The organism is Methylobacterium sp. 10 (genome assembly GCF_000519085.1).
GTDB lineage: Bacteria > Pseudomonadota > Alphaproteobacteria > Rhizobiales > Beijerinckiaceae > Methylobacterium.
On sequence record NZ_KI912577.1, the window covers coordinates 1,986,286 to 2,007,252 of the forward strand.

At 68.0% G+C, this 20,967-nt stretch carries 21 protein-coding genes and 1 pseudogene; 13 read left to right on the top strand and 9 right to left on the bottom strand.

The genetic code is table 11. From position 1 onward, the window contains the following. Positions 1-71 precede the first annotated feature (71 nt). The 5 genes from K368_RS0109120 (at position 72) to panE (ending at position 4,475) form a co-directional block, all read left to right on the top strand. On the top strand, positions 72-956 hold the full coding sequence (locus K368_RS0109120; protein ID WP_027172124.1) for a DUF3313 domain-containing protein: 885 nt from the start codon (positions 72-74) through the stop codon (positions 954-956). A gap of 130 nt (positions 957-1,086) precedes the next feature. Continuing rightward, positions 1,087-2,580: an IMP dehydrogenase gene (gene guaB, locus K368_RS0109125; RefSeq protein WP_027172125.1), complete on the top strand. Its 1,494-nt coding sequence runs from the start codon at positions 1,087-1,089 to the stop codon at positions 2,578-2,580. A gap of 10 nt (positions 2,581-2,590) precedes the next feature. Continuing rightward, positions 2,591-3,013 carry an MAPEG family protein gene (locus K368_RS0109130; protein WP_027172126.1) on the top strand — a complete coding sequence of 141 codons (423 nt, stop codon included), beginning with the start codon at positions 2,591-2,593 and terminating at the stop codon, positions 3,011-3,013. Between the two features lie 22 nt (positions 3,014-3,035). Beyond that, positions 3,036-3,467, top strand: a complete 432-nt coding sequence (locus K368_RS0109135; RefSeq protein WP_027172127.1) for an MAPEG family protein — start codon at positions 3,036-3,038, stop codon at positions 3,465-3,467. Between the two features lie 69 nt (positions 3,468-3,536). Beyond that, on the top strand, positions 3,537-4,475 hold the full coding sequence (panE, locus tag K368_RS0109140; RefSeq protein ID WP_027172128.1) for a 2-dehydropantoate 2-reductase: 939 nt from the start codon (positions 3,537-3,539) through the stop codon (positions 4,473-4,475). A 25-nt stretch (positions 4,476-4,500) separates the two neighbouring features. On the opposite strand, the gene K368_RS27045 is transcribed toward panE, so the two are convergent. Then, complete coding sequence (locus tag K368_RS27045; protein ID WP_197031000.1) at positions 4,501-4,671, bottom strand: hypothetical protein; 171 nt, start codon at positions 4,669-4,671, stop codon at positions 4,501-4,503. A 198-nt stretch (positions 4,672-4,869) separates the two neighbouring features. On the opposite strand from K368_RS27045, the gene K368_RS0109150 reads away from it, so the two are divergent. The 3 genes from K368_RS0109150 to guaA all read left to right on the top strand — a co-directional run bounded on the left by K368_RS0109150 (position 4,870) and on the right by guaA (position 8,794). Further along, the gene (locus K368_RS0109150; RefSeq protein WP_027172129.1) at positions 4,870-6,171 is read left to right on the top strand and encodes an RsmB/NOP family class I SAM-dependent RNA methyltransferase; all 1,302 of its coding nucleotides are present in this window, start codon (positions 4,870-4,872) and stop codon (positions 6,169-6,171) included. After that, positions 6,171-7,130, top strand: coding sequence for an alpha/beta hydrolase (locus tag K368_RS0109155; protein WP_027172130.1), 960 nt, complete (start codon positions 6,171-6,173; stop codon positions 7,128-7,130). The genes K368_RS0109150 and K368_RS0109155 overlap by 1 nt, the downstream gene beginning before the upstream one ends. A 107-nt stretch (positions 7,131-7,237) precedes the next feature. Continuing rightward, on the top strand, positions 7,238-8,794 hold the full coding sequence (gene guaA, locus K368_RS0109160; protein WP_027172131.1) for a glutamine-hydrolyzing GMP synthase: 1,557 nt from the start codon (positions 7,238-7,240) through the stop codon (positions 8,792-8,794). 258 nt (positions 8,795-9,052) lie between these two features. Here guaA and K368_RS24300 read toward each other — a convergent pair. Next, a pseudogene (locus K368_RS24300) lies at positions 9,053-9,378 on the bottom strand (PIN domain-containing protein). A 235-nt stretch (positions 9,379-9,613) separates the two neighbouring features. Here K368_RS24300 and K368_RS0109170 point away from each other — a divergent pair. After that, entirely contained in the window at positions 9,614-10,150 is a 537-nt protein-coding gene (locus K368_RS0109170) for an FUSC family protein (RefSeq protein ID WP_155935067.1), read from the top strand. Between the two features lie 67 nt (positions 10,151-10,217). Here the strand turns inward: K368_RS0109170 and K368_RS0109175 are convergent, their stop codons facing one another. Then, positions 10,218-11,201 carry an aldo/keto reductase gene (locus K368_RS0109175; protein WP_027172133.1) on the bottom strand — a complete coding sequence of 328 codons (984 nt, stop codon included), beginning with the start codon at positions 11,199-11,201 and terminating at the stop codon, positions 10,218-10,220. A gap of 98 nt (positions 11,202-11,299) precedes the next feature. Between K368_RS0109175 and K368_RS24305 the strand changes: the two genes are divergently transcribed. Next, a complete protein-coding gene (locus K368_RS24305) occupies positions 11,300-12,247 on the top strand; it encodes a LysR family transcriptional regulator (RefSeq protein WP_051439825.1) in 948 nt (315 codons plus the stop codon). Here the strand turns inward: K368_RS24305 and K368_RS0109185 are convergent. After that, complete coding sequence (locus K368_RS0109185) at positions 12,233-12,565, bottom strand: cupin domain-containing protein (protein ID WP_027172134.1); 333 nt, start codon at positions 12,563-12,565, stop codon at positions 12,233-12,235. The genes K368_RS24305 and K368_RS0109185 overlap by 15 nt on opposite strands. Before the next feature lie 65 nt (positions 12,566-12,630). Next, entirely contained in the window at positions 12,631-13,800 is a 1,170-nt protein-coding gene (locus K368_RS0109190) for a hypothetical protein (protein ID WP_027172135.1), read from the bottom strand. 108 nt (positions 13,801-13,908) lie between these two features. Here K368_RS0109190 and K368_RS0109195 point away from each other — a divergent pair, with 108 nt between their 5' ends. From K368_RS0109195 to der, 3 genes are all read left to right on the top strand, one after another. After that, complete coding sequence (locus K368_RS0109195) at positions 13,909-14,514, top strand: NnrU family protein (RefSeq protein ID WP_027172136.1); 606 nt, start codon at positions 13,909-13,911, stop codon at positions 14,512-14,514. A 225-nt stretch (positions 14,515-14,739) separates the two neighbouring features. Beyond that, entirely contained in the window at positions 14,740-15,453 is a 714-nt protein-coding gene (locus tag K368_RS0109200; protein WP_027172137.1) for a tetratricopeptide repeat protein, read from the top strand. Between the two features lie 64 nt (positions 15,454-15,517). After that, complete coding sequence (der, locus tag K368_RS0109205) at positions 15,518-16,876, top strand: ribosome biogenesis GTPase Der (protein ID WP_027172138.1); 1,359 nt, start codon at positions 15,518-15,520, stop codon at positions 16,874-16,876. Positions 16,877-16,879: 3 nt separating this feature from the next. Here der and K368_RS0109210 read toward each other — a convergent pair whose 3' ends face one another. The 4 genes from K368_RS0109210 to purF form a co-directional block, all read right to left on the bottom strand. Further along, positions 16,880-18,004 carry a carboxylate-amine ligase gene (locus K368_RS0109210; protein WP_027172139.1) on the bottom strand — a complete coding sequence of 375 codons (1,125 nt, stop codon included), beginning with the start codon at positions 18,002-18,004 and terminating at the stop codon, positions 16,880-16,882. A 54-nt stretch (positions 18,005-18,058) separates the two neighbouring features. Then, on the bottom strand, positions 18,059-18,466 hold the full coding sequence (locus K368_RS0109215; protein ID WP_027172140.1) for a dihydrofolate reductase: 408 nt from the start codon (positions 18,464-18,466) through the stop codon (positions 18,059-18,061). A 182-nt stretch (positions 18,467-18,648) separates the two neighbouring features. Next, positions 18,649-19,389: an SDR family NAD(P)-dependent oxidoreductase gene (locus K368_RS0109220; RefSeq protein ID WP_027172141.1), complete on the bottom strand. Its 741-nt coding sequence runs from the start codon at positions 19,387-19,389 to the stop codon at positions 18,649-18,651. Between the two features lie 7 nt (positions 19,390-19,396). Continuing rightward, positions 19,397-20,887 (bottom strand): amidophosphoribosyltransferase, encoded by a 1,491-nt coding sequence (gene purF, locus K368_RS0109225; RefSeq protein ID WP_027172142.1) that lies wholly within the window; start codon positions 20,885-20,887, stop codon positions 19,397-19,399. Positions 20,888-20,967: the final 80 nt, after the last annotated feature.

A 20,967-nucleotide genomic window follows, 5' to 3' on the forward strand; every position in this document is an offset into this window, starting at 1 on the left:
CAACAATTCGGCTGTCTCGCATCACATCGGCTGAGCGAGCCACCGCCGCCATTTTGCGTGAAAGTTATTGAATGCCCTCGCGGTTCGAAACCTGTCGACGCTCGCCCCTCATCGGTGGGGCTCTGGGCCTGCTCCTCATGGTCGCCGGCTGCGGCACCGTCATCCTCAACGAGACCGGGTCGCTCACTCGCTACGACCGCCTCAACGGAAGCACCGAAGTGGCGACCGGAGCGAAGCTCTACGCGGATCAGCCGACCCTCGCGGCGACGCGAACGGTCCGCATCATTCCAGCAGTGTTTCCGGAATCGATCTCCGGCCCCGGTCTCAACAGCGTCGAGCGCCGGCTGATCGCCAACGCGGCCGACCGGGCGCTCTGCTACGAGTTGTCGCTGCGCTACGACGTGGTCTCCACCAAGAAGGCCGACCTGACGATCCGCTCCGCCGTCACCCGCGTCGAACTCACCAACGTCCCGGCGGCCGGCGCAACCATCGCCACCTCGGCGGGAATCACCATCGCGTCCCAGGTCGGCGTCGGTTTCGCCACCGCTGTCGGCCGCGTGCCGATCCCGCGCATCCCGATCGGTCTGGGCAGCATCACCATCGAGTCGGAAGCCCTCGATAGTCGTCACCAGCAACGCGCGGCGATGATCTGGGGCGGCGGCGCCAACGCCTTCACCAACCAGGCGCGCTTCTCGGCGGCCGGGGACGCCTACGATCTCGCCGGCGAGTTCGGCCAGGATTTCGGCACGTTGCTCGTGACCGGGCGCGACCCGTTCAAGGAGCCCCTGGCGATCCCGAGCTGGAACCGCATCCGCGTCACCACCCTCGGCGAGGCCCCGCTCGACCCGGATTGCGAGCAGTTCGGCCGGGCTCCGGGCATCGACGGCATGGTCGGTGACTATATCGGCCTGCCGCCGGAATGGACCGACAAGGGCCCCCGCGACCCGATCAACTGAGTTTTCCCGTTGCGATGCCGCGATCCTGCCTTTGCGCAGGGTCCGGCCCCATGATACTGCGCCGTGCCAACGCATTCGGCGCCGACGGCTGTTACAGCCCGGCGCTTCTCACCGTTTCGGGAGTTGGCACATGGCTCGTATCACCGCGGATTCCATCATCGAGGGCCTGACCTTCGACGACGTGCTTCTCCGCCCCGCCGCATCTTCGGTGATGCCGACCGAGGTCAGCGTCGCATCGCGACTGACCCGCACGATCCACCTCAACATGCCGATCCTGGCCTCGGCCATGGACACCGTCACCGAGGCGCCGATGGCGATCGCCATGGCCCAGAACGGCGGCATGGGCGTCATCCACCGCAATCTCGAGCCGCACGAGCAGGCCGAGCAGGTCCGCCTCGTCAAGAAATACGAGTCGGGCATGGTGCTCAACCCGATCACCATCCATCCCGACGAGACCCTGGCCGACGCCTTCTCGCTGATGAAGCTGAACCGCATCTCGGGTATTCCCGTGGTGGAGCGCGGCCCCAACGGCTCGCGCGGCAAGCTCGTCGGCATCCTCACCAACCGCGACGTGCGCTTCGCCACCAACCCCTCCGAGACCGTCGCCGAGCTGATGACCCGCGACCGGCTCATCACCGTGCGCGAGGGCGTGAACCAGGAGGAGGCCAAGCGCCTGCTCCACCAGTTCCGCATCGAGAAGCTCCTCGTCGTCGACGACCATTACCGCTGCATCGGCCTGATCACGGTCAAGGACATCGAGAAGCAGGTGGCCTATCCCGGCGCGGTGAAGGACGAGCAGGGCCGCCTCCGGGTCGCCGCCGCCACCACCACGGGCGATAGCGGGTTCGAGCGGGCCGAGCGCCTCATCGATGCGGGCTGCGACGTGATCGTGGTCGATACCGCCCACGGCCATTCCATCAAGGTGCTCGATGCCGTGCGCCGGGTGAAGCAGCTCTCCAACGCCGTTCAGGTGGTGGCCGGCAACGTGGCCACCCGCGACGGGGCCCAGGCGCTGATCGATGCCGGTGCGGACGCGATCAAGGTCGGCATCGGTCCGGGCTCGATCTGCACCACCCGTATCGTGGCCGGCGTCGGCGTGCCTCAGCTCACTGCCCTGATGGAGGCGGTGGAGGCGGCCGATCGGGCCGATGTGCCGGTGATCGCCGATGGCGGCATCAAGTTCTCGGGCGATCTCGCCAAGGCGATCGCGGCCGGGGCGTCCGTGGCGATGCTGGGCTCGCTGCTGGCGGGAACCGACGAGGCGCCCGGCGAGGTGTTCCTGCACCAGGGCCGCTCCTACAAGAGCTATCGCGGCATGGGCTCGGTGGGCGCCATGGCCCGCGGCTCGGCCGACCGCTACTTCCAGGCCGAGGTCAGCGACACCCACAAGCTCGTGCCCGAGGGGATCGAGGGACAGGTGCCCTACAAGGGGCCGGTGGCGGCGGTACTGCATCAGCTTGCCGGCGGCCTGCGTGCCGCCATGGGCTATGTCGGCGCGCCCACCATTCCCGAGTTCCAGGACAAGGCGCAGTTCGTCCGCATCACCAATGCCGGCCTGCGCGAGAGCCACGTCCACGACGTGACCATCACCCGCGAAAGCCCGAACTACCCCAGCCGCGCCTGAGCCCGGTCCGATGTCCGACCCGCGTCACCTCGTGCTCTGGCCCGTCCTGGCGCAGATCGGGCTGACCTTCAGCCTCTATGTCTGGCTCTCCGCGGCACGCCTCCTGGCGGTGCGTCGCGGCGAGGTGGAGTTCGGCTGTTTCGAGTTCGGCCGCGACGAGCCGCCGCCGATCGCGCGCATCACCCGCAACCTCTCGAATCAGTTCGAACTTCCCGTCATCGTCTTCGCCTGCGTCGCCCTGCTGGTTGCCCTCGACCGGGTGACCTGGGTCGATATCGCTGCCGCCTGGCTCTTCTTCGCCGGCCGGGTGATCCATACGGCCGTCCAGACGCTCACCGACGACGTGCCCCTCAGGGGCAAGGTCTTCGTCATCAACTTCCTCGGCTGCACGATTCTCGTCGCGCATCTCGGCCTCGTCGCCCTCGGGCGGTGACGCCGCCGCATCGGAATTCGCCATGACCGTCCAGGCCATCCTCGCCCCCGTCTTCGCGCAGGTGCTGCTGATCTTCGTGCTGATGTTCTGGCTCGGACGGGTGCGTTTCGCCGAGATCAAGGCGGGTTCGGTGACGGCCGGCGACGTCTCCATGGGCGAGCGGAACTGGCCGCCTCGCGCGCAGCGATCGGCCAACGCGTTCTCGAACCAGTTCGAGTTGCCGATGCTGTTCTTCGCCCTGGTGCCGCTGGCGCTCTATACGAAGAAGGCCGATCTGCTCTTCGTCGTCCTCGCCTGGATTTTCGTGGCGTCCCGCGCCGTTCATGCGGGCGTCTACGTCACCTCGAACCACGTCCCCTCCCGCTTTCGGGCCTATGCGCTCGGGGCGCTGGTGCTGCTGGCGATGTGGATCGTCTTCGCGGTGCGCATCTTTCTCGCACCCATCGGACTATAAACGCACGCCTGGAAAACCGCTTCCCTCATCCGATAAGGAGGGACGCTCATCGAGATTGAGGATCGTCCCATGCGCGTGCTCGTCGTCGGCGCCGGTGCCACCGGTGGATATTTCGGGGCGCGTCTCGTGGAGGCCGGGCGGGACGTCACCTTCCTCGTGCGGCCGGCGCGGGCGGAGAAGCTCGCCGCCTCGGGCCTCACCGTGAAGAGCCCGGCCGGCGACATCCATATCGCGGAGCCCGCAACGCTCACCGCCGCCGATCTCGCGGCGGGCAAGGGCGGAAGCTTCGATCTCGTTCTCCTCAGCTGCAAGGCCTACGACCTCGACGCTGCCATCGCCGACGTGTCCCCGGCCGTGGGCCCGGCGACGCTGGTGCTCCCCGTGCTCAACGGCCTGCGCCATCTCGACGCCCTCGACGCCGCCTTCGGTCCGGAGCGGGTTCTCGGCGGCTCCTGCGCCATCGCGGCGACGGTGGGGGGCGACGGCGAGATCCGCATGATGAGCCCCTTGCACACCTTCACCTACGGCGAGCGGGCAGGGGGGCGCTCCGAACGAGTGGAGCGGATCGAGGCGCTGATGCAGGGCGTCACGTTCCAGGCGCGCCTCAGCCAGACGATGGTGCTGGAGATGTGGGAGAAATGGTCGTTCCTGGCCACGCTCGCCGGGGCGACCTGCCTGATGCGCGCCACCATCGGCGATATCGTCGCCGCACCGGGCGGCCTCGCCTTCATCGAGGCACTGATGGAGGAGTGTCGCCGGATCGCGGAAGACGCCGGCTATGCGCCGCGAGAGAAGGTGATGCAGAACACGCGCACCAGCCTCACCGCGGAAGGCTCGGCCTTCACCGCCTCGATGCTGCGCGACATCGAGAACAAGGCGCGGATCGAGGCCGATCACATCATCGGCGATCTCATCGCCCGCAGCCGCGATGGGGCGCACCCGATGCTCGACCGGGTCTACACCCATCTCAAGGCCTACGAGAACCGCCGCGCCCGCGAGGCTGCCTGAGCGGCGGCCCCGGACGGACGGTCGCTCAGTAGCGCGGAGCCGGGGGCGGCGGCGGCGGGTTGCCATATTCGAGCTGCGTCTTGGCATCGTAGGGGCGCTGGGGCGGCGGCGTCAGGTCGACGGCGGGCGCGGTGGAGCAGGCGGCGACGCAGAGCAGGACGAAGCCCGCGAGAGTGAGATGAAGAATGGGGGACATGACGATTGCGAGGCTCCGGACGTTGACGCAGCGGGCTCGGGCGCAGCAAGGGCACGAGACGCGTCTGGCGCCCTGCCTGTCTGACGGCCGATCGCGCCGGAAGCTCGGCTGTATTGTGTCGGTCCCCGGCTCAAAGCGTGACCGTACCGCGGCAACGGCCATGGCCGGTCATGCTTCCCTAACCCTGAGGATTTCGTCCTGACCCCTCCCGCTCGTCTCTCCGCCGCCATCGAAGTGCTCGCCGACATCGCCGGCCGGCGCCGACCGGCCGCGGACGCCCTCAAGGATTGGGGCCTCGCCCACCGCTTCGCCGGTTCCGGCGACCGTGCTGCCATCGCGAGCCTCGTCTACGACGCCCTGCGCCGGCGCGCCTCTTCCGCCTGGGTGATGGGGGAGGAGACCCCGCGCGCCATCCTCATCGGGATGCTGCGGCTGCAGTACGGACGTGCGGCGCCCACCATCGCCGAGCTGTTCTCCGGCGAGCGTTTCGCGCCCGATCCCCTGACCGATGCCGAGCGCAAGGCCATCTCGGAGGGCTCGCTGGCCGACGCGCCGGCCCATGTGGCCGGCGACGTGCCGGACTGGATCGTGCCTTCGCTCGGCCACCTGTTCGGCGATACCCTCCTCGATGAGCTGCGCGCTCTGGCCCGCCGCGCACCCCTCGACATCCGCATCAACACCCTGAAGCGTGACCGCGAGGCCGCCCTGGCCGGGCTCGCGCATCTGGCGGCCCAGCCGACGCCCCATGCGCCGAACGGATTGCGCATTCCCCTTGGCGAAGACGGGCGCGGCCCCGCCTTGCATGTGGAGCCGGAATTCCTCGACGGCTGGTACGAGATTCAGGACGAGGGCTCCCAGATCGCCGGCGCCCTGAGCGGCGCGCGTGCCGGCGAGACCGTGGTCGATCTCTGCGCCGGGGGGGGCGGCAAGACCCTCGCCCTCGCGGCGATGATGCAAAATAGCGGACGGCTCATCGCCACCGACGACGATCCGCGCCGGCTCGCGCCGATCCACGACCGTCTGCGCCGCTCCGGTGCCGAGGCGGAGATCCGGACCCCGCGCGGCGGTCGCGCGCGGACCGACGTGCTCGGCGACCTCGACGGCACCGTGGACCGGGTGGTGGTCGACGCGCCTTGCACCGGCTCGGGGACGTGGCGGCGCAATCCCGACGCCAAGTGGCGGCTGCGCCCCGGCTCCCTCAGCGCCCGCGTCACGGACCAGGCCGAGGTGCTCGACCGGGCCTCGCGCCTGGTGCGGCGGGGCGGGCGGATCACCTACATCACCTGCTCCCTGCTGCGGGAGGAGAACGACGCCGCCATCGACGGCATTCTCGCGCGGGCGAATGGCGCTCTGACGGTTGTGCCGGCCGAGAGGGTCGCCGCCGACCATGCGCCGGGCCTCGCGGAGGTGGTGCGGTTCACCGAGCACGGCCTGCAGATGAGTCCGGCGCTCACGGGGACGGACGGGTTCTACGTCGCCACCCTGGAACGACGCGGCTGATGCGCCTCGACCGCCGGACATTGGTCGCCGCAGCCGCGGCGATGCTGTCCGGCGGTGCGCAGGCCCGCGCCGAGACGGTTCCGGCCCCGGGCACGAACCTCGACGTGATCGACCTGTGGCCCGGCCTGCCCCCCGGCGGCGGCGGTCCGATCGCGGCGGATGGGCGTTTCGACGAGAGCCGCGACGGGGTGATCAGCAACGTGGCGCGGCCCTGCCTCCTCGTCATGCGCGCGCCCCGGCCAAACGGGGCGGCCCTGGTCGTCGCGGCGGGAGGGGGCTATCGGCGCATCGATATCGGCAACGAGGGCATCCCGGTGGCGCGCTGGCTCGCTGCGGTGGGCATCACCGCCTTCGTGCTGATCTACCGCCTGCCCGGCGAGGGCTGGGCGGCCGGTGCCGACGCGCCGCTTCAGGACGTGCAGCGGGCGCTCCGCCTCGTCCGGGCGGGCGCCGTGTCCTACGGCATCGACCCCGAGCGGGTCGGCGTGCTCGGCTTCTCTGCCGGCGGGCACCTGATGGGGGAGGCGGCCATGCGCGCCTCTACGGAGACCTATGCCGGGCTCGATGCCAGCGACGCGCTCTCGGCGCGGCCCGAACTCGCTGGGCTGATCTACCCCGTCATCACCCTGCTTCCGCCCTTTGACCGGACCTCCACCCGGCGCATCCTCGCGGGCGACCCGCCCGATCCGGTGAAGGCCTCGGCCTACTCGGTGGAGACGCATGTGCGCGAGAAGGCGCCGCCGACCTTCCTCGCCCAGGCCGCCGACGATCCCATCGCCGTGGTGGACAACAGTCTTCTAATGTATTCCGCCCTGCGCGGCGCCCTGGTGCCCACCGAATTGCATCTGTTCGAACGCGGCGGCCATGGTTTCGGCCTCGGCGTGCCCGGCTCCCCGGCGGCGGCATGGTCCGGCCTGTTTCTCACCTGGATGCGCAGGCGGGGCTTCCTCCGCGCATGAGCGACCAGAGTCGGATCGGCGATGGGCGCGCCCGATGCATGTGGGCGGCGCGCGACCTGCGGAACCTGCGCGTTGCACGGCGGCGGGGCCTCGTCTAACTCCGATCCATGAATACCGACCACGACAAGATCCTCATCGTCGATTTCGGCTCCCAGGTGACCCAGCTCATCGCGCGGCGGGTGCGCGAGGAGGGGGTCTATTGCGAGATCGTCCCCTTCACCAAGGCGTCGGAGGCCTTCGCCGAGTCGAAGCCCAAGGGCGTGATTCTGTCCGGCGGCCCCGAATCGGTGACAAGCGACGCCTCGCCCCGCACGCCCCAGGTCGTGTTCGATTCGGGCGTGCCTGTCTTCGGCATCTGCTACGGCCAGCAGACCATGGCCGCCCAACTGGGCGGTGAGGTCGAGGGCGGGCATCATGCCGAGTTCGGCCGCGCCGAGATCGAGATCATTTCGGACTGTCCCCTGTTCAAGGGCGTCTGGCATGTGGGCGAGCATTATCCGGTCTGGATGAGCCACGGCGACCGGGTGACCAAGCTCCCCGACGGCTTCACCACCGTCGCCCTGTCGAAGAACGCGCCCTTCGCGGCGGTGGCCGACGAGTCGCGCAACTACTACGCGGTCCAGTTCCACCCGGAGGTAGCGCACACCCCGCACGGCGCCCTGCTGATCCGCAACTTCGTGCGCGACATCGCCGGCTGCACCGGCGACTGGACCATGGGTGCCTATCGCGAGGAGGCCATCGCCAAGATCCGCGCCCAGGTGGGCAAGGAGCGGGTGATCTGCGGCCTGTCGGGCGGCGTCGATTCCTCGGTGGCGGCGGTGCTGATCCACGAGGCCATCGGCGAACAGCTGACCTGCGTCTTCGTCGATCACGGACTGCTGCGCATGGGCGAGGCCGAGGAAGTCGTGCGGCTGTTCCGCGACCATTACAACATCCCCCTGGTCCACGTTCAGGCGCAGGAACTGTTCCTCGGTGAGCTGGAGGGCGTCAGCGACCCGGAGATCAAGCGCAAGACCATCGGCCGCCTGTTCATCGATGTGTTCGACGAGGAAGCCAAGAAGATCGGGGGCGCTGCCTTCCTCGCCCAGGGCACCCTCTACCCGGATGTGATCGAGAGCGTGTCCTTCACCGGCGGCCCCTCGGTGACGATCAAGAGCCACCACAATGTCGGCGGCCTGCCCGAGCGAATGAACATGCAGCTCGTGGAGCCCCTGCGCGAATTGTTCAAGGACGAGGTTCGGGTGCTCGGCAAGGAACTCGGCCTGCCGGAAGCCTTCGTCGGCCGCCATCCCTTCCCCGGTCCCGGCCTCGCCATCCGTTGCCCCGGCACCATCACCGCCGAGAAGCTCGAAGCACTGCGCAAGGCCGACGCGATCTATCTCGACGAGATCCGCAAGGCCGGGCTCTACGATACGATCTGGCAGGCCTTCGCGGTGATCCTGCCCGTGAAGACCGTGGGCGTGATGGGCGACGGTCGCACCTACGACCATGTCTGCGCGCTTCGCGCCGTGACGTCGGTCGACGGCATGACGGCGGATTTCTACCCCTTCGACATGGCCTTCCTCGGCCGCGTCGCCACCCGCATCATCAACGAGGTGAAGGGCATCAACCGGGTGACCTACGACATCACCTCGAAGCCGCCTGGCACGATCGAGTGGGAGTGATTCAAGCACGGCAGTGGCTTGAATTCTGGGCGCCATATTGGCGGGACCGTCAGGTATGGCGGGCGATGCATGCCTGCTTCGCCCCTGAAGCCGGTTAAAGCGTGCGAGTAGCTGGCCATGCGAGTTTTCAATCTGCTCGGGTTTATCTGAACGCCGCCGTAGCGCTTCCCGATACTCTTGATGGCTATTGATGGTGCGACCCACCGCCCACCTCAAGTAACTCATCAATAAAAAGTATGTCGACAGAACGAATTTTGGTCAAATCGCTGCTCCGCGCGGCGAGTCGATGACATTAATGTCGAGGAAATCCTTTTCATTGTCGGTGACGACAGTGCAGCCGTGAGCCTCGGCCACGGCGGCGATGATGGTGTCGAGCGCGCTGCGCGGTCGTCCCTTTGTTTTGCCGGCCGCCAAGAGCCGAGCCCAAATCAGACCGGCTTTCCGTCGAAGGGCGGCACGCGACCGATGAACAGCGCCTGAGGGCCCTCTGGCCCGGCGAACCAAGCCTCAAGCTGATCGCGGCGATTGCTGGCTGGCTTCTCCAGAATTCCTCGACGGATTTTGGCGACGGTCAGCGGGGCTATGCAAAGGTCTTCGTCGTTTCACTCGTGAGCGTCGTTTTTTCACGGTGGCGTGCTCGGCGCCGTAAGAGCGAGAGTATTTTTCAGTAAATTTTCAAAGACTTAACGTCATCGCTGGTTATAGGGTGGGTGTAGCCGCTCTGCTCTGGAGGTATGAGGCGCGGGACGCGATGCGAAGCTGTGTTCATGAGCCGCTGGCAACGTATCCCCAGGCAGGATCGGAGAGGATGCCGGTGACGTGGTCCGGGGTACCGCGACTGCGATGAGCCCGCTCCGACCCAGACCTGCTTCGGTCCAGTCCGCCCTGTTCGTCCTCCGTTGCACGGTCACGGCGATCCTGGCCTATCTCGGCGCCGCGGCGCTCGATCTTGGCCATCCAGTCTGGGCGGTGGTGTCGGGATTGGTCGTGTCCCAGGACGGCATCCGCGAGACACGAAACACCTTCCTCTGGCGAGCGGCGGGTACGCTCATCGGCGCGGTCTTGGCCGTGGTCTGCGCCCGCCTGCTCGTGTTCCAGCCGGATCGTCCCCTGCCGGCCATGGCCACGGCGGTGGCGGTCACCGCCACGATCGCCCGGCAATGGCCGGCATTGCGTGTGGCGATGTGGACTGCTGCCCTCATCCTCCTCACGGCCTCCACCGATCACAGTATCGTCCATACGGCGGTCCAGCGGACGAGCGAGGTCCTGCTCGGCGGGGCGATGGGGGCCGTCGTTCATCTCGTCCTCGGTCGCATCGTGTCCGAGCGGACCGATTATGGCGCTTCGTCACCGTAGTGCGGGACGGGGCTTCGCGGACACCATGGGGGCCCTGAGGCGGTCCGCTGCCTGGATCCGAGGACCGTCACATCACCTCGATGCCCGCCCTCCCTCCGGCGGCATAGCGGTCGCCCGCCACCGCTATCGGTGAAAAGAGGGCGTCGAGCTCCGCGATCTCCGCCGTCGACAAAGCCAAGTCCATGGCTGCGGCATTCTCCGCGAGCCGTGTCGCACGGCGGGTGCCGGGGATCGGCACCACGTTGGGTGCCTTGGTCACCAGCCAAGCCAGCGCGACCTGTGCCGCGGTGACCCCGCGTGCGGCGGCGAAATGGCCGAGCGCTTCGGCGAGGCACCGGTTCTGCGCCAGGGCCTCCCCCTGAAAACGCGGATTGCCCTTGCGGAAATCACCCGCGCTCAGGGCGTTCGGATCGATGGCGCCCGTGAGGAAGCCGCGCCCCAGGGGCGAATAGGCCACGAAGGTCACGCCGAGTTCGGCGCAGGTCTCCAGCATTCCATCCTCCGGCGTGCGGCTCCACAGGGAATACTCGCTCTGGACAGCGGCAATGGGATGGATGGCATGGGCGGCCCGCAAGGTCGCAGGGGACACTTCCGAGAGGCCGAGGGCCCCGACCTTGCCCGTCTCGACGAGCTTCGCCATGGCGCCGATGGTCTCCTCCAGCGGCGTCTCGGGATTGCGGCGGTGGCAGTAATACAGGTCGATCGTCTCGACGCGCAGGCGCTTCAGCGAGGCGTCGCAGGCCGCCGCGATGTAGGCGGGGCTGTTGTCGATCCGGCGCGACCCGGCCGCATCGCGCACGATGCCGAACTTGGTGGCGAGCACCACCCGGTCGCGGCGACGCTGGAGAAAGCGGCCGAGCAGCTCCTCGTTATGGCCGAGCCCGTAGGTGTCGGCGGTGTCGAGGAAGTCGTAGCCGAAATCGAGCGCAGCGTTCAGCGTCTCCAGGGACACGGCCTCCTCCGTCGGGCCGTAGAATTCGGACATGCCCATGCAGCCGAGACCGGGGGCGGAGAGGGTGAGGCCGGTGCTGCCGAGGGGACGCTTCTGCATGGGACGCTTCCTGTTCGAGATCGAAGCGAAACCTGACAGGGCCGGGTTCATCGGATAAGCCGGACAATCCCGCATGAGCTGCTGAGCGAGTTTCACCAATGCAGCGCGCTGACCTGTCGGATCTCGCTGTTTTCGCGTCCGTGGCGAGCCATCGCAGCTTTCGTAAAGCCGCCACGGAGCTCGGCGTCTCGCCCTCTGCCTTGAGCCACGCCCTGCGTGGGCTCGAAGCGCGGATGGGCGTGCGGCTGCTCCATCGCACCACGCGCAGCGTTGCCGTGACGGAAGCGGGCGCGATTCTCCTGGCGCGGCTGGGTCCGGCCCTCGTCGAGATCGGCAGCGCGGTGGACGCGGCGCGTCTGCTGAGCGTCGAGGTCACCGGAAGCCTCAGGATCAATGCCCCTCACGCGGCCTGCCGGCTCATTCTCATGCCGCTGGTGACGCAGCTCCTCGCGCGCCATCCGCATCTCGCCGTCGAGATCATCGGCGACAATGCGCTGACCGACGTGGTGGCGGACGGGTTCGATGCGGGGATCCGGATGGGGGACCGCGTGGCAAGGGACATGATCGCCCTACCCATCGGCGGACCCCAGCGTTTCGCCGTCATCGGTTCGCCCGCCTATCTCGACCGGCGCGGGATACCGGGCCACCCGCAGGATCTCGCCGGCCATGCCTGCATCCGCCAGCGCTTCCCCGATGGCCGCCTGTTCAAATGGGAGTTCGAACGGGACGGGGTGGCCTGCGACACCGAGGTAGAGGGACCGCTGACCTTCGGCGACCAGGAACTGATGGTCGAGGCGGCGGTCCGGGGCATCGGTCTCGCCTTCGTGTTCGAGGGCCATGCGGCAGACGCCCTGGCGCAGGGCAGGGTGAAGCGGCTGATGGCGGAATGGTGCCCGGCCTTTCCGGGATTCCATCTCTACTATTCCGGGCGTCGTCACGTGCCCTCCACCCTGCGCGCCCTCATCGCACTGATGCAGGAGAGGCCCTCAGGCCAAGCCTGCTCAGACCAAGCGTGCTCAGACCAAGCATGCTCAGGCGAAGCGTGAATGAGAGGGCGGGGCGAGGTTCACCTCCACGAGAACCGTCTCGCTGACGAACTCGGCCGCGTGCCAGACGTCGGGCGGGAAGTGGAAGACGCTGCCTGGCCCGAACGCCTTCGTGCCCTGTTCCGTCTCCAGGGTGCCCGAGCCTGCCAGCACCTGAACGAACTGCTCGTGTGCATGGCTGTGGCGCGGAGCCTTGGTCCCGGCCGGGACGGTGATGCGAGCGAGGCTCGCACCCTCGCCGTCGAGATGGCGCTTGGCGACGCCGTTCGGCGCAGTGGTCTCGGTCCGATCCGTCCAGGCGACGCAATGCTCAGTCACGCGAGGGGCCTCCATACAGGTGTAAATGGTTTTTTCGTTTCGCACGGAGGTAGGCGCGTCCCGTTTCACGGCCAGACCTTGAGCGTCAACGGCCTGCGGACGAGGTCGCGGTCCGAGGTCACGGTGCAGCCCTCCCGGCGGAGCGTCACGTAGGTGAGGAGGGCCGTATCGCCCGCATCGTCGAAATTGCGGCCGGTCGCCTGCGGATCGAGGATCGACGGATAGGCGATGAGATCGCCCTTGGCCGTGCAGGGATCGTCATAGAGCGTGGAGCCGGCGAGCAGCAGGCGCGGCCGGTCCCAGGTCAGGAGATCCCGCGATGTCGTCCAGTAGAATCCCGACTGTGGGATGGTGCCGCCGGCCCCGGCCATGAACACGGCGATCCAGGCCCCCGTGGCGCGATGGCGTATGACGGCGCCGACCGGCAGGCCGAACGGCTCCAGCGGCTTGCAAGGCTTGGAGAGCAGGGTCGGCCTGGCGTAGGGGTCCGGGAAGACGGCGGTGAAGCCGAGCCCGGTCCAGGCGCGCCAGCGCGTCGGATCGGACGGCGTGTCGGTGCGGAACAGGCAGGCCCCGGCGGCTTGGTCGCTGCCCCCCGTGGACCATCCAGTGGTGGCGATGAGAACGTAGCGCCAGCGCCCGTCCGAGAAAACGTTGGACGGGTTGAAGAATCCCCGGTGCCGGCCCTGGCCGACCTCCTGGCGGAACGGCACCCCGGCCACCACCACGGGGGGCTTGGCGCGGGAGAAGCTGCGCCCGCCATCGCCGGAGGAGGCGGCGACGATCGTGTTGTACCAGCACTCGATATAGACCTTCGAGCGACAGCGGCCCTCGTGTTCGTTGGCCTGATACTCGTGGTGGAGGAGGGCCGAGACCGCCTTGCCGTCCTCCGTCCATGTGGCGGTGATCCAGGAACGGTCGTCATAAGCCGCCGGATCGGCCTTCTCGCCGGACTCGAGCACCACGGCGCAGTCGAGCTTCAGCTGGTCGAGGGCCGGCCCGCGCAAGGCCCGGTTGCGATAGTGCATCCCGAACAGGGCGACGCTGCCGGACGCGTCGCGGAAAGCACGCGCGGAGGCGTCCGGCACGTCCGCCCCGTCGCAGGCATCGCGGCCGGCCTTGAAGATCGTCGTCGGCGGCCCGACGAGGGTCAGCGCCGAGAGTGGCGGTTCGGACCGCGCCGCGGCATCGTGCGGGACCAGGACGAGGAGGAGGAGGGCGAGGAGCCGCGTCATCGGGTGAGCCTGGACATCGGCCCGAGTTTGGGTTTTGAACCATTACAGTCTGCTTCACCCGGCCTGGCGCGGATCACATGATCCACAGGCGCGATTCGAAGGCGTCCCATGCTCATCCTCATCCTCGGCCTCGTGCTGTTCCTCGGCACGCATGCCTTCTCCATGTTGAGGACGAAGCGCGCGGGTGTCATCGATGAAATCGGGGAGAGCCGGTTCAAGCTCGGCTACATGCTTCTCTCGGTCCTCGGCATCGTGCTCATCGCCTACGGCTTCGGCCAGTACCGCGCGACCGGTTACATCCAAGTCTGGAACCCGCCGGTCTTCACGCGCCACCTCGCGCTGCTCCTGACGCTCTTCGCCTTCATCGCCCTGGCCTCCGCCTACCTGCCCGGCCATATCCGGGCGCGGGCCAAGCACCCGATGCTGCTGGCGGTAAAGATCTGGGCGACGGCCCACCTCCTCGCCAATGGCGACCTCGGCTCGATCCTGCTGTTCGGAAGCTTCCTCGCCTGGGCGGTCATTGCCCGGATCAGCGCCAAGCGCCGCGCCCGCTCGGCCGGCGCGGTGGCCGCCCAGCATGGTGCCGTCGCGGCGCCGGCCGGCTGGCGCAACGACGCCATCGCGGTGGCCGTCGGCTTCGTCGTCTGGTTCGTCTTCGCCAAATACCTGCATCAATGGGTGATCGGCGTCTCGGCCTGGCCCGTCCCGGCCTGAAGCCATCGGCGCATGGCCAGTCGCCAGGCCGGCCGCATGGCCAGTCGCCAGGCCGGCCGCATGGCCAGTCGCCAGGCCGGCCGCATGGCCAGTCGCCAGGCCGGCCGCATGGCCAGTCGCCAAGGCCGGCCGCATGGCCAGTCGCCAAGCCGGCCTGGCTGTGCTAGGCGCCGGGCTTGGTTTTCCTCAAGGCCGCCGATCGTATCGCGGTCGGCGTGAGACGACATGGCCGAGAACAACGAGTTCATCCGCGAGGTCAACGAAGACTATCGCCGCGATCAGGTCGCACAGATCTGGAAGCGCTACAGCGGTCTCATCGTCGCCGTGGCGATTCTCGTCGTGGCCGGCGTCGGCGGCTATCGCTATTGGCAGCACGACCAGCGGGTCCGCGCGGAAGCGGCGTCCGAGAAGTTCGAAGCCGCCAACCGTCTCGCCAAGGACGGCAAGGGCGCCGAGGCCGACAAGGCGTTCGAGGCGCTGGAAGGCGACGCTCCGGGCGGCTACCGGATGCTGGCGCGTTTCCGCTCCGCCACCGAGACCGCCAAGCGCGACGCGTCCGCCGGCGCTGCCGAATACGATGCGCTCGCCGCTGACACCAAGCTCGGCGACGGCCTGCGCGACCTCGCCCGCCTGCGCGCGGCGCTGATCCGCCTCGATCAGCCGAACCCCGATCCGGCCCTCGCCAGCCTCCAGGGGCTCGCCGCCCCGGCCGGTGCGTTCCGCTACACCGCCCGCGAGATGCTCGGCCTCGTGGCGCTGAAGCGCGGCGAGTACGATGCCGCCGGGCGCTGGTTCGACCAGATCATCTCCGATCCTCAGACCCCGGCCAACCTCCGCCAGCGCATCGAGGTCTATGCCGCCCTCGTGGCCGGCGGCCCGGTCACCGTGACCGCGGCGCCTGCTCCTGAGCCGGCCGCACCCCCGCCCGTGACGCGCTGAGCCGGTTCCGGCACGCCGCCTGCACGACGAATTTTTTCTGTACGACGACTGAATCGAGACCACCATGGACATGCCGACCGTCGCTATCGTCGGACGGCCGAATGTCGGCAAGTCGACCCTCTTCAACCGGCTGGTGGGCAAGAAGCTCGCCCTCGTGGACGATCGCCCCGGCGTGACCCGCGACCGGCGTGAGGGAGACTGCAACTTCGGCGGATTGGTGTTTCGCGTCATCGACACCGCGGGCCTCGAACAGGCCGACGCGGATTCGCTGCTCGGGCGCATGCGCGCGCAGACCGAGACCGCGATTCTTGAGGCCGACGTGGTGCTGTTCGTCATCGACGCCCGCGCCGGCATCCTTCCCGCCGACCAGCCCTTCGCCGAACTCGTGCGCCGCGCCGGCTGCCCGGTGGTGCTCATCGCCAACAAGGCGGAGGGCGGCACCGGTCTGTCCGGCGCCTACGAGGCGTTTTCGCTCGGGCTCGGCGACCCGATCCCATTCTCGGCCGAACACGGCGAGGGCATCGGCGAATTGCACGACGCCCTCATCGAGGCCCTTCCCAAGCTCGACGATGAGGACGAGGAATACGACGACGACCCTGCGAACCGCTCGCTCAAGGTCGCCATCGTCGGCCGCCCCAATGCCGGCAAGTCGACCCTGATCAACCGGATGCTCGGCGAGGAGCGCCTGCTCGTCGGCCCCGAGGCGGGCATCACCCGCGATTCGATCTCCCTCGACTGGGAATGGCGCGGCCGCCGGATCAAGCTTCACGACACCGCCGGCATGCGCCGCAAGGCGCGCATCGACGACAAGCTCGAGAAGCTCGCGGTGTCGGACGGCCTGCGCGCCGTGCGCTTCGCCGAGGTGGTGGTGGTACTCCTCGACGCCACGATCCCGTTCGAGAAGCAGGACCTGACCATCGTCGATCTCATCGAGAGCGAGGGCCGCGCCCTGGTCATCGGCCTCAACAAGTGGGACCTCGTGGCCGACCAGCCGGGCCTGTTGAAGAAGCTCCGCGAAGATTGCACCCGCCTGCTGCCGCAGGTGCGCGGCGTGTCCGTTGTACCGCTCTCGGGCCTTGCCGGCGACGGCATCGACACGCTGATGAAGGCCGTCACCGAGACCTTCGAGGTCTGGAACAAGCGTATCTCCACCTCGAAGATCAACGACTGGCTCAACGAGGCGACGCAGCGCAACCCACCCCCTGCGGTAGCGAGCCGCCGTATCAAGATCCGCTACGCCACCCAGGTGAAAAGCCGCCCGCCGCACTTTGCCCTGTTCGGCAACCAGCTCGACGGGCTGCCGAAATCCTACACCCGCTACCTCGTCAACAACTTGCGCGAAGCCTTTGACCTCCCCGGTGTGCCGATCCGGCTTTCGCTTCGGACGTCGAAGAACCCGTTCGACAAGGAGAACAAGGGCTGAACCTTACGACCCGCACGTCGCCCGGCTCAGCCAATCCACCACGTCGTCCAACCCCTGCCGGTTGGTGCGGCCCGCCTTACGGGCGGATTCGAATACCGCGATCTGCCGGTCGGCGCTGGTGCCCTCGCGAACGATGGTTCTCGCGCGCTCCACCTCCGCGCCGCAGCCGAGCGCGTCGGCATCGGCATCGATGAGGGCAAGCATCGCGTCGAGGGCGTCGGCGAAGGGGAGGGCGTCCTCGCTGGCCTCGTCGATGATCTCGGCCTCGGTGCCGCTGCGCTGGGCGCGCCAGAGGTTTTCCTCCGCCAGGGCCCGGGAGACGCCGTCGAGATCGGCGTTGAGGTCCGGACTTCGGACGACGCAGCGCACGAGGCAGCGGAAGAGCGCCGCCACGGCGAGCGCATCCTCAAGTCGCGTGCAGGAATCCGCCACCCGCAATTCGAGGGTCGGAAACTTGATCGATGGACGCAGCGACCACCACAGAAAGCTCGCATCCTGGATCGAGCCGGCTCGGGTCATGATACGGACGTAGCGCTCGTAGGCGTCGGGGTCGGCAAAGAGCTGCGGCAGGCCGGTGCGCGGCAGCTCGCCGAAGGCGCTGAGCCGGTAGGCGGTGAGGCCCGTGGGCTTGCCCTGCCAGAAGGGGGACGAGGCCGAGAGCGCGAACAGCAGGGGCTGGAACGGCAGCAGCCGGTTCATCAGGTCCACCCGCACCTGTGGGTCGGGCACCTCCACATGCACATGCATGCCGCAAATCAGGCTGCGCCGTCCCGCTAGGCCTACATCCCGTAGGATGCCGCGATAGCGCTCGCCCTTCGTCGGCAATTGCCGCGCCCAGTCGGCCACCGGATGGGTGCCGGCGGCAAAGAGCAGGAGCTCGTGGTCTTTCGCCAGACGGCCGAGGGCGTCGCGCTGACGTCCCAGGATCTCGCGCGCCTCGCTGAACTCCGTGGAGGGCGGGGTGCAGACCTCCACCTGACACTGGAGCATCTCGCGCCCTATTTCAGGCAGGCGCTCGCTCGCATCGGTATGGAACGGCTTCACCGACCGCCGCGGCGTCCCTCGCGTCTCGGCATCGGCCAGGAAGTATTCCTCCTCGATGCCGAAACGATAGCTGTGCGCGGTCATGGAGGTTTCCTGCGGTGGATCAGCATCAACTCGCAGGGAGCGTCGTCGTTGCCGTCAGGTCCGCAACGCCCCGCCCACCAGCCAGGCCGGATCGAACCAGCGATCGGCTTCGCCGTCATAGGGCAGGCGGGTGATGTCCCAGTTCTGGATGTACTTGGCGTAGACGTTCCAGACCGTGATACCGCCGCCGACGAAGATGCGCCGGCCCGGATAGCGCTTGAGCACCTCTTCCGGGTCCTCGTGGCTGCGGATCACGTCGATGGTCCGGTCCTTGAAGGCGAAGTCCGGCACCGAGGCCACGGTCTTTGGCCCTGCGATGAGCACGTGGCCCATGGTCAGCGCGAAGAACCGCGTCACGTCCTCGACGAAGAGCGGATCCGTATTGCCCTCCCAGGGCAGGTGCCCGTTGAGGCCCAACTGGCCGCGCAGGCCGATGGCGCAGATGCAGCGAACGTCGATCATGATCGAGGCTTTCGGAGATTCGATTTTCTCGTTCCACCCCACTCCCTCATCTTGAGGTGCCGGAGCGAAGGACAGGCCTCGAAGGAGGGCTCCAGAACTCGCAGAGCGATCTGGAGCCCTCCTTCGAGGCCGCTTCGCGGCACCTCAGGACGAGGTCACGGAGCGGCGCTTAGACAACGGGTCTACGCCGCCATCTGCGGCGTCAGCACGCGGTCGCTGGGGAAATCGTAGATCGTGCCCGATTGATCCCAGTCCGGGCTCGCGAGGCGCACGAAATGAGGGGCGAGATCGTCCGGGGTCTTCAGAAGCGTCTCGTCCTCGCCCGGCATCGCCGCCTTGCGCATGGAGGTGCGAAGGGGGCCGGGGTTGAGGAGCATGGCGCGGATTGGCGTGGTCTCGGTCTCCGCCGCGTAGGTGCGCACGAGGGCGTCGAGGGCCGCCTTCGACACCGAGTACGGCCCCCAATAAGCCTTGCATTTCTGCGCGGCACCGGAGGTGACGAAGATGGCGCGGCCCGCATCCGACATCCGAAGCAGCGGGTCTACGGAGCGGAGCAGGCGCCAGTTGGCGGTGACGTTGATGTCCATCACCTGCGTCCAGGTCTTGGGCGTCACGTGCCCGAGGGGCGTGAGGTTGCCGAGGATGCCGGCATTGCCCACGACCACGTCGAGCTTCTGCCAGCGTTCGTGGATGCTCAGGCCCAGCCGGTCGATGGCGTCGAAATCGGTGAGGTCGAGGGGTACGAGGGTCGCGCTCGAACCCGCGTGCCGGATCGCGTCGTCGAGTTCTTCCAGTGCCCCTTGCGTTCGGGCGACGGCGACGATGTGAGCGCCGGCCTCGGCCAGGGCCAGGGCCGCTGCCCGGCCGATGCCGCGCGAACAGCCGGTGACGAGGGCGATGCGGCCGGCGAGGGGCTTCGTCATGGTCGCTTCAATCCGCTTCGGCCAGCATGGCGAGACGCTTCGGCCCGGCGATGGCGAGGTCGGTCAGGCCGGTCGGGTAGTCGCCGGTGAAGCAATGGTCGGTGTATTGCGGGCAGGACTCGTTGCGGCCCTCCTCTCCCATGGCCTTGTAGAGGCCCTCGATGGAGAGGAAGGCGAGGGAATCGGCGCCGATGTAGCGGCGCATGCCTTCGAGGTCGTGGGTGGCGGCGAGCAGCTTTTCGCGCTCAGGCGTGTCGATCCCGTAGAAATCCGGATAGGTGATCGGCGGCGAGGCAATGCGGAAATGAACTTCCTTGGCCCCGGCCTCGCGCATCATCCGCACGATCTTCACGGACGTGGTGCCGCGCACCAGGCTGTCATCCACGAGGACGATGCGCTTGCCTTCCACGACGGCGCGGTTGGCCGAATGCTTCATGCGGACGCCGAGTTCGCGCACGGACTGCGTCGGCTGGATGAAGGTGCGCCCGACATAATGGTTGCGGATGATGCCCATCTCGAAGGGCAGGCCGGTTTCCTGAGCAAAGCCGAGGGCGGCCGGCACCCCGGAATCCGGCACGGGGATCACCACGTCGGCGGCGGTGGCGGATTCGCGGGCGAGTTCGTGGCCGATGTTCTTGCGGACGGAATAGACGCTCTTGCCATTCACCACCGAATCCGGCCGGGCGAAGTAGATGTATTCGAAAATGCACGGACGCATGGGCTGCGCCGGCGCGAAGCGGATCGACTCGATGCCCTCCTCGGAGATGACGACGATCTCGCCATTCTCCACGTCGCGGATGAACTTCGCGCCGATGATGTCCAGCGCACAGGTCTCGGAGGCGAGGATGTAGCGTCCGTCGAGTTCGCCGAGGACCAGGGGGCGGATGCCCAGGGGGTCGCGGGCGCCGATCAGCTTCTTGTTGGTAAGCGCGACGATGGCATAGGCGCCCTGGACCTGGCGCAGGGCTTCGGTGAAGCGCTCGACGATGAGCGGCGCCCGGCTGCGGGCGGCGAGGTGCAGGATCACTTCCGTGTCGGAGGTCGACTGGGTGATCGCGCCGTCGCGCACGAGATCGCGGCGGATGGAGAGGGCGTTGGTCAGGTTGCCGTTATGGGCCACCGCGAGACCGCCGCTGGCGAGTTCGGCGAAGAGGGGCTGGACGTTGCGGAGGATCGTGCCGCCCGTCGTCGAGTAGCGCACGTGGCCGATGGCGGCCGAGCCTTCGAGATGCTCGATGGTGGACCGGTCTGAGAACGAATCGCCGACGAGGCCGGGGCGGCGCTCGGAATGGAAGATGTGCCCGTCGAAGGAGACGATGCCCGCCGCTTCCTGGCCCCGGTGCTGGAGGGCATGGAGCCCGAGGGCCACGATGGCCGAGGCGTCTGGATGGCCGAATATGCCGAAGACGCCGCACTCTTCGCGCAGGGTGTCCCCGTCCCGGTCCAGCCCATCCACCACGTCGACCGAATGGCGGGCGCTCGCGCTGCGTGCTGACATCTGGTTCTGCGATCCTAAGGTTGCCCGCCGCTGCCGAGTTCGGCACCGTCCACGGACCGGCTTGCATCCTGCGACCGATC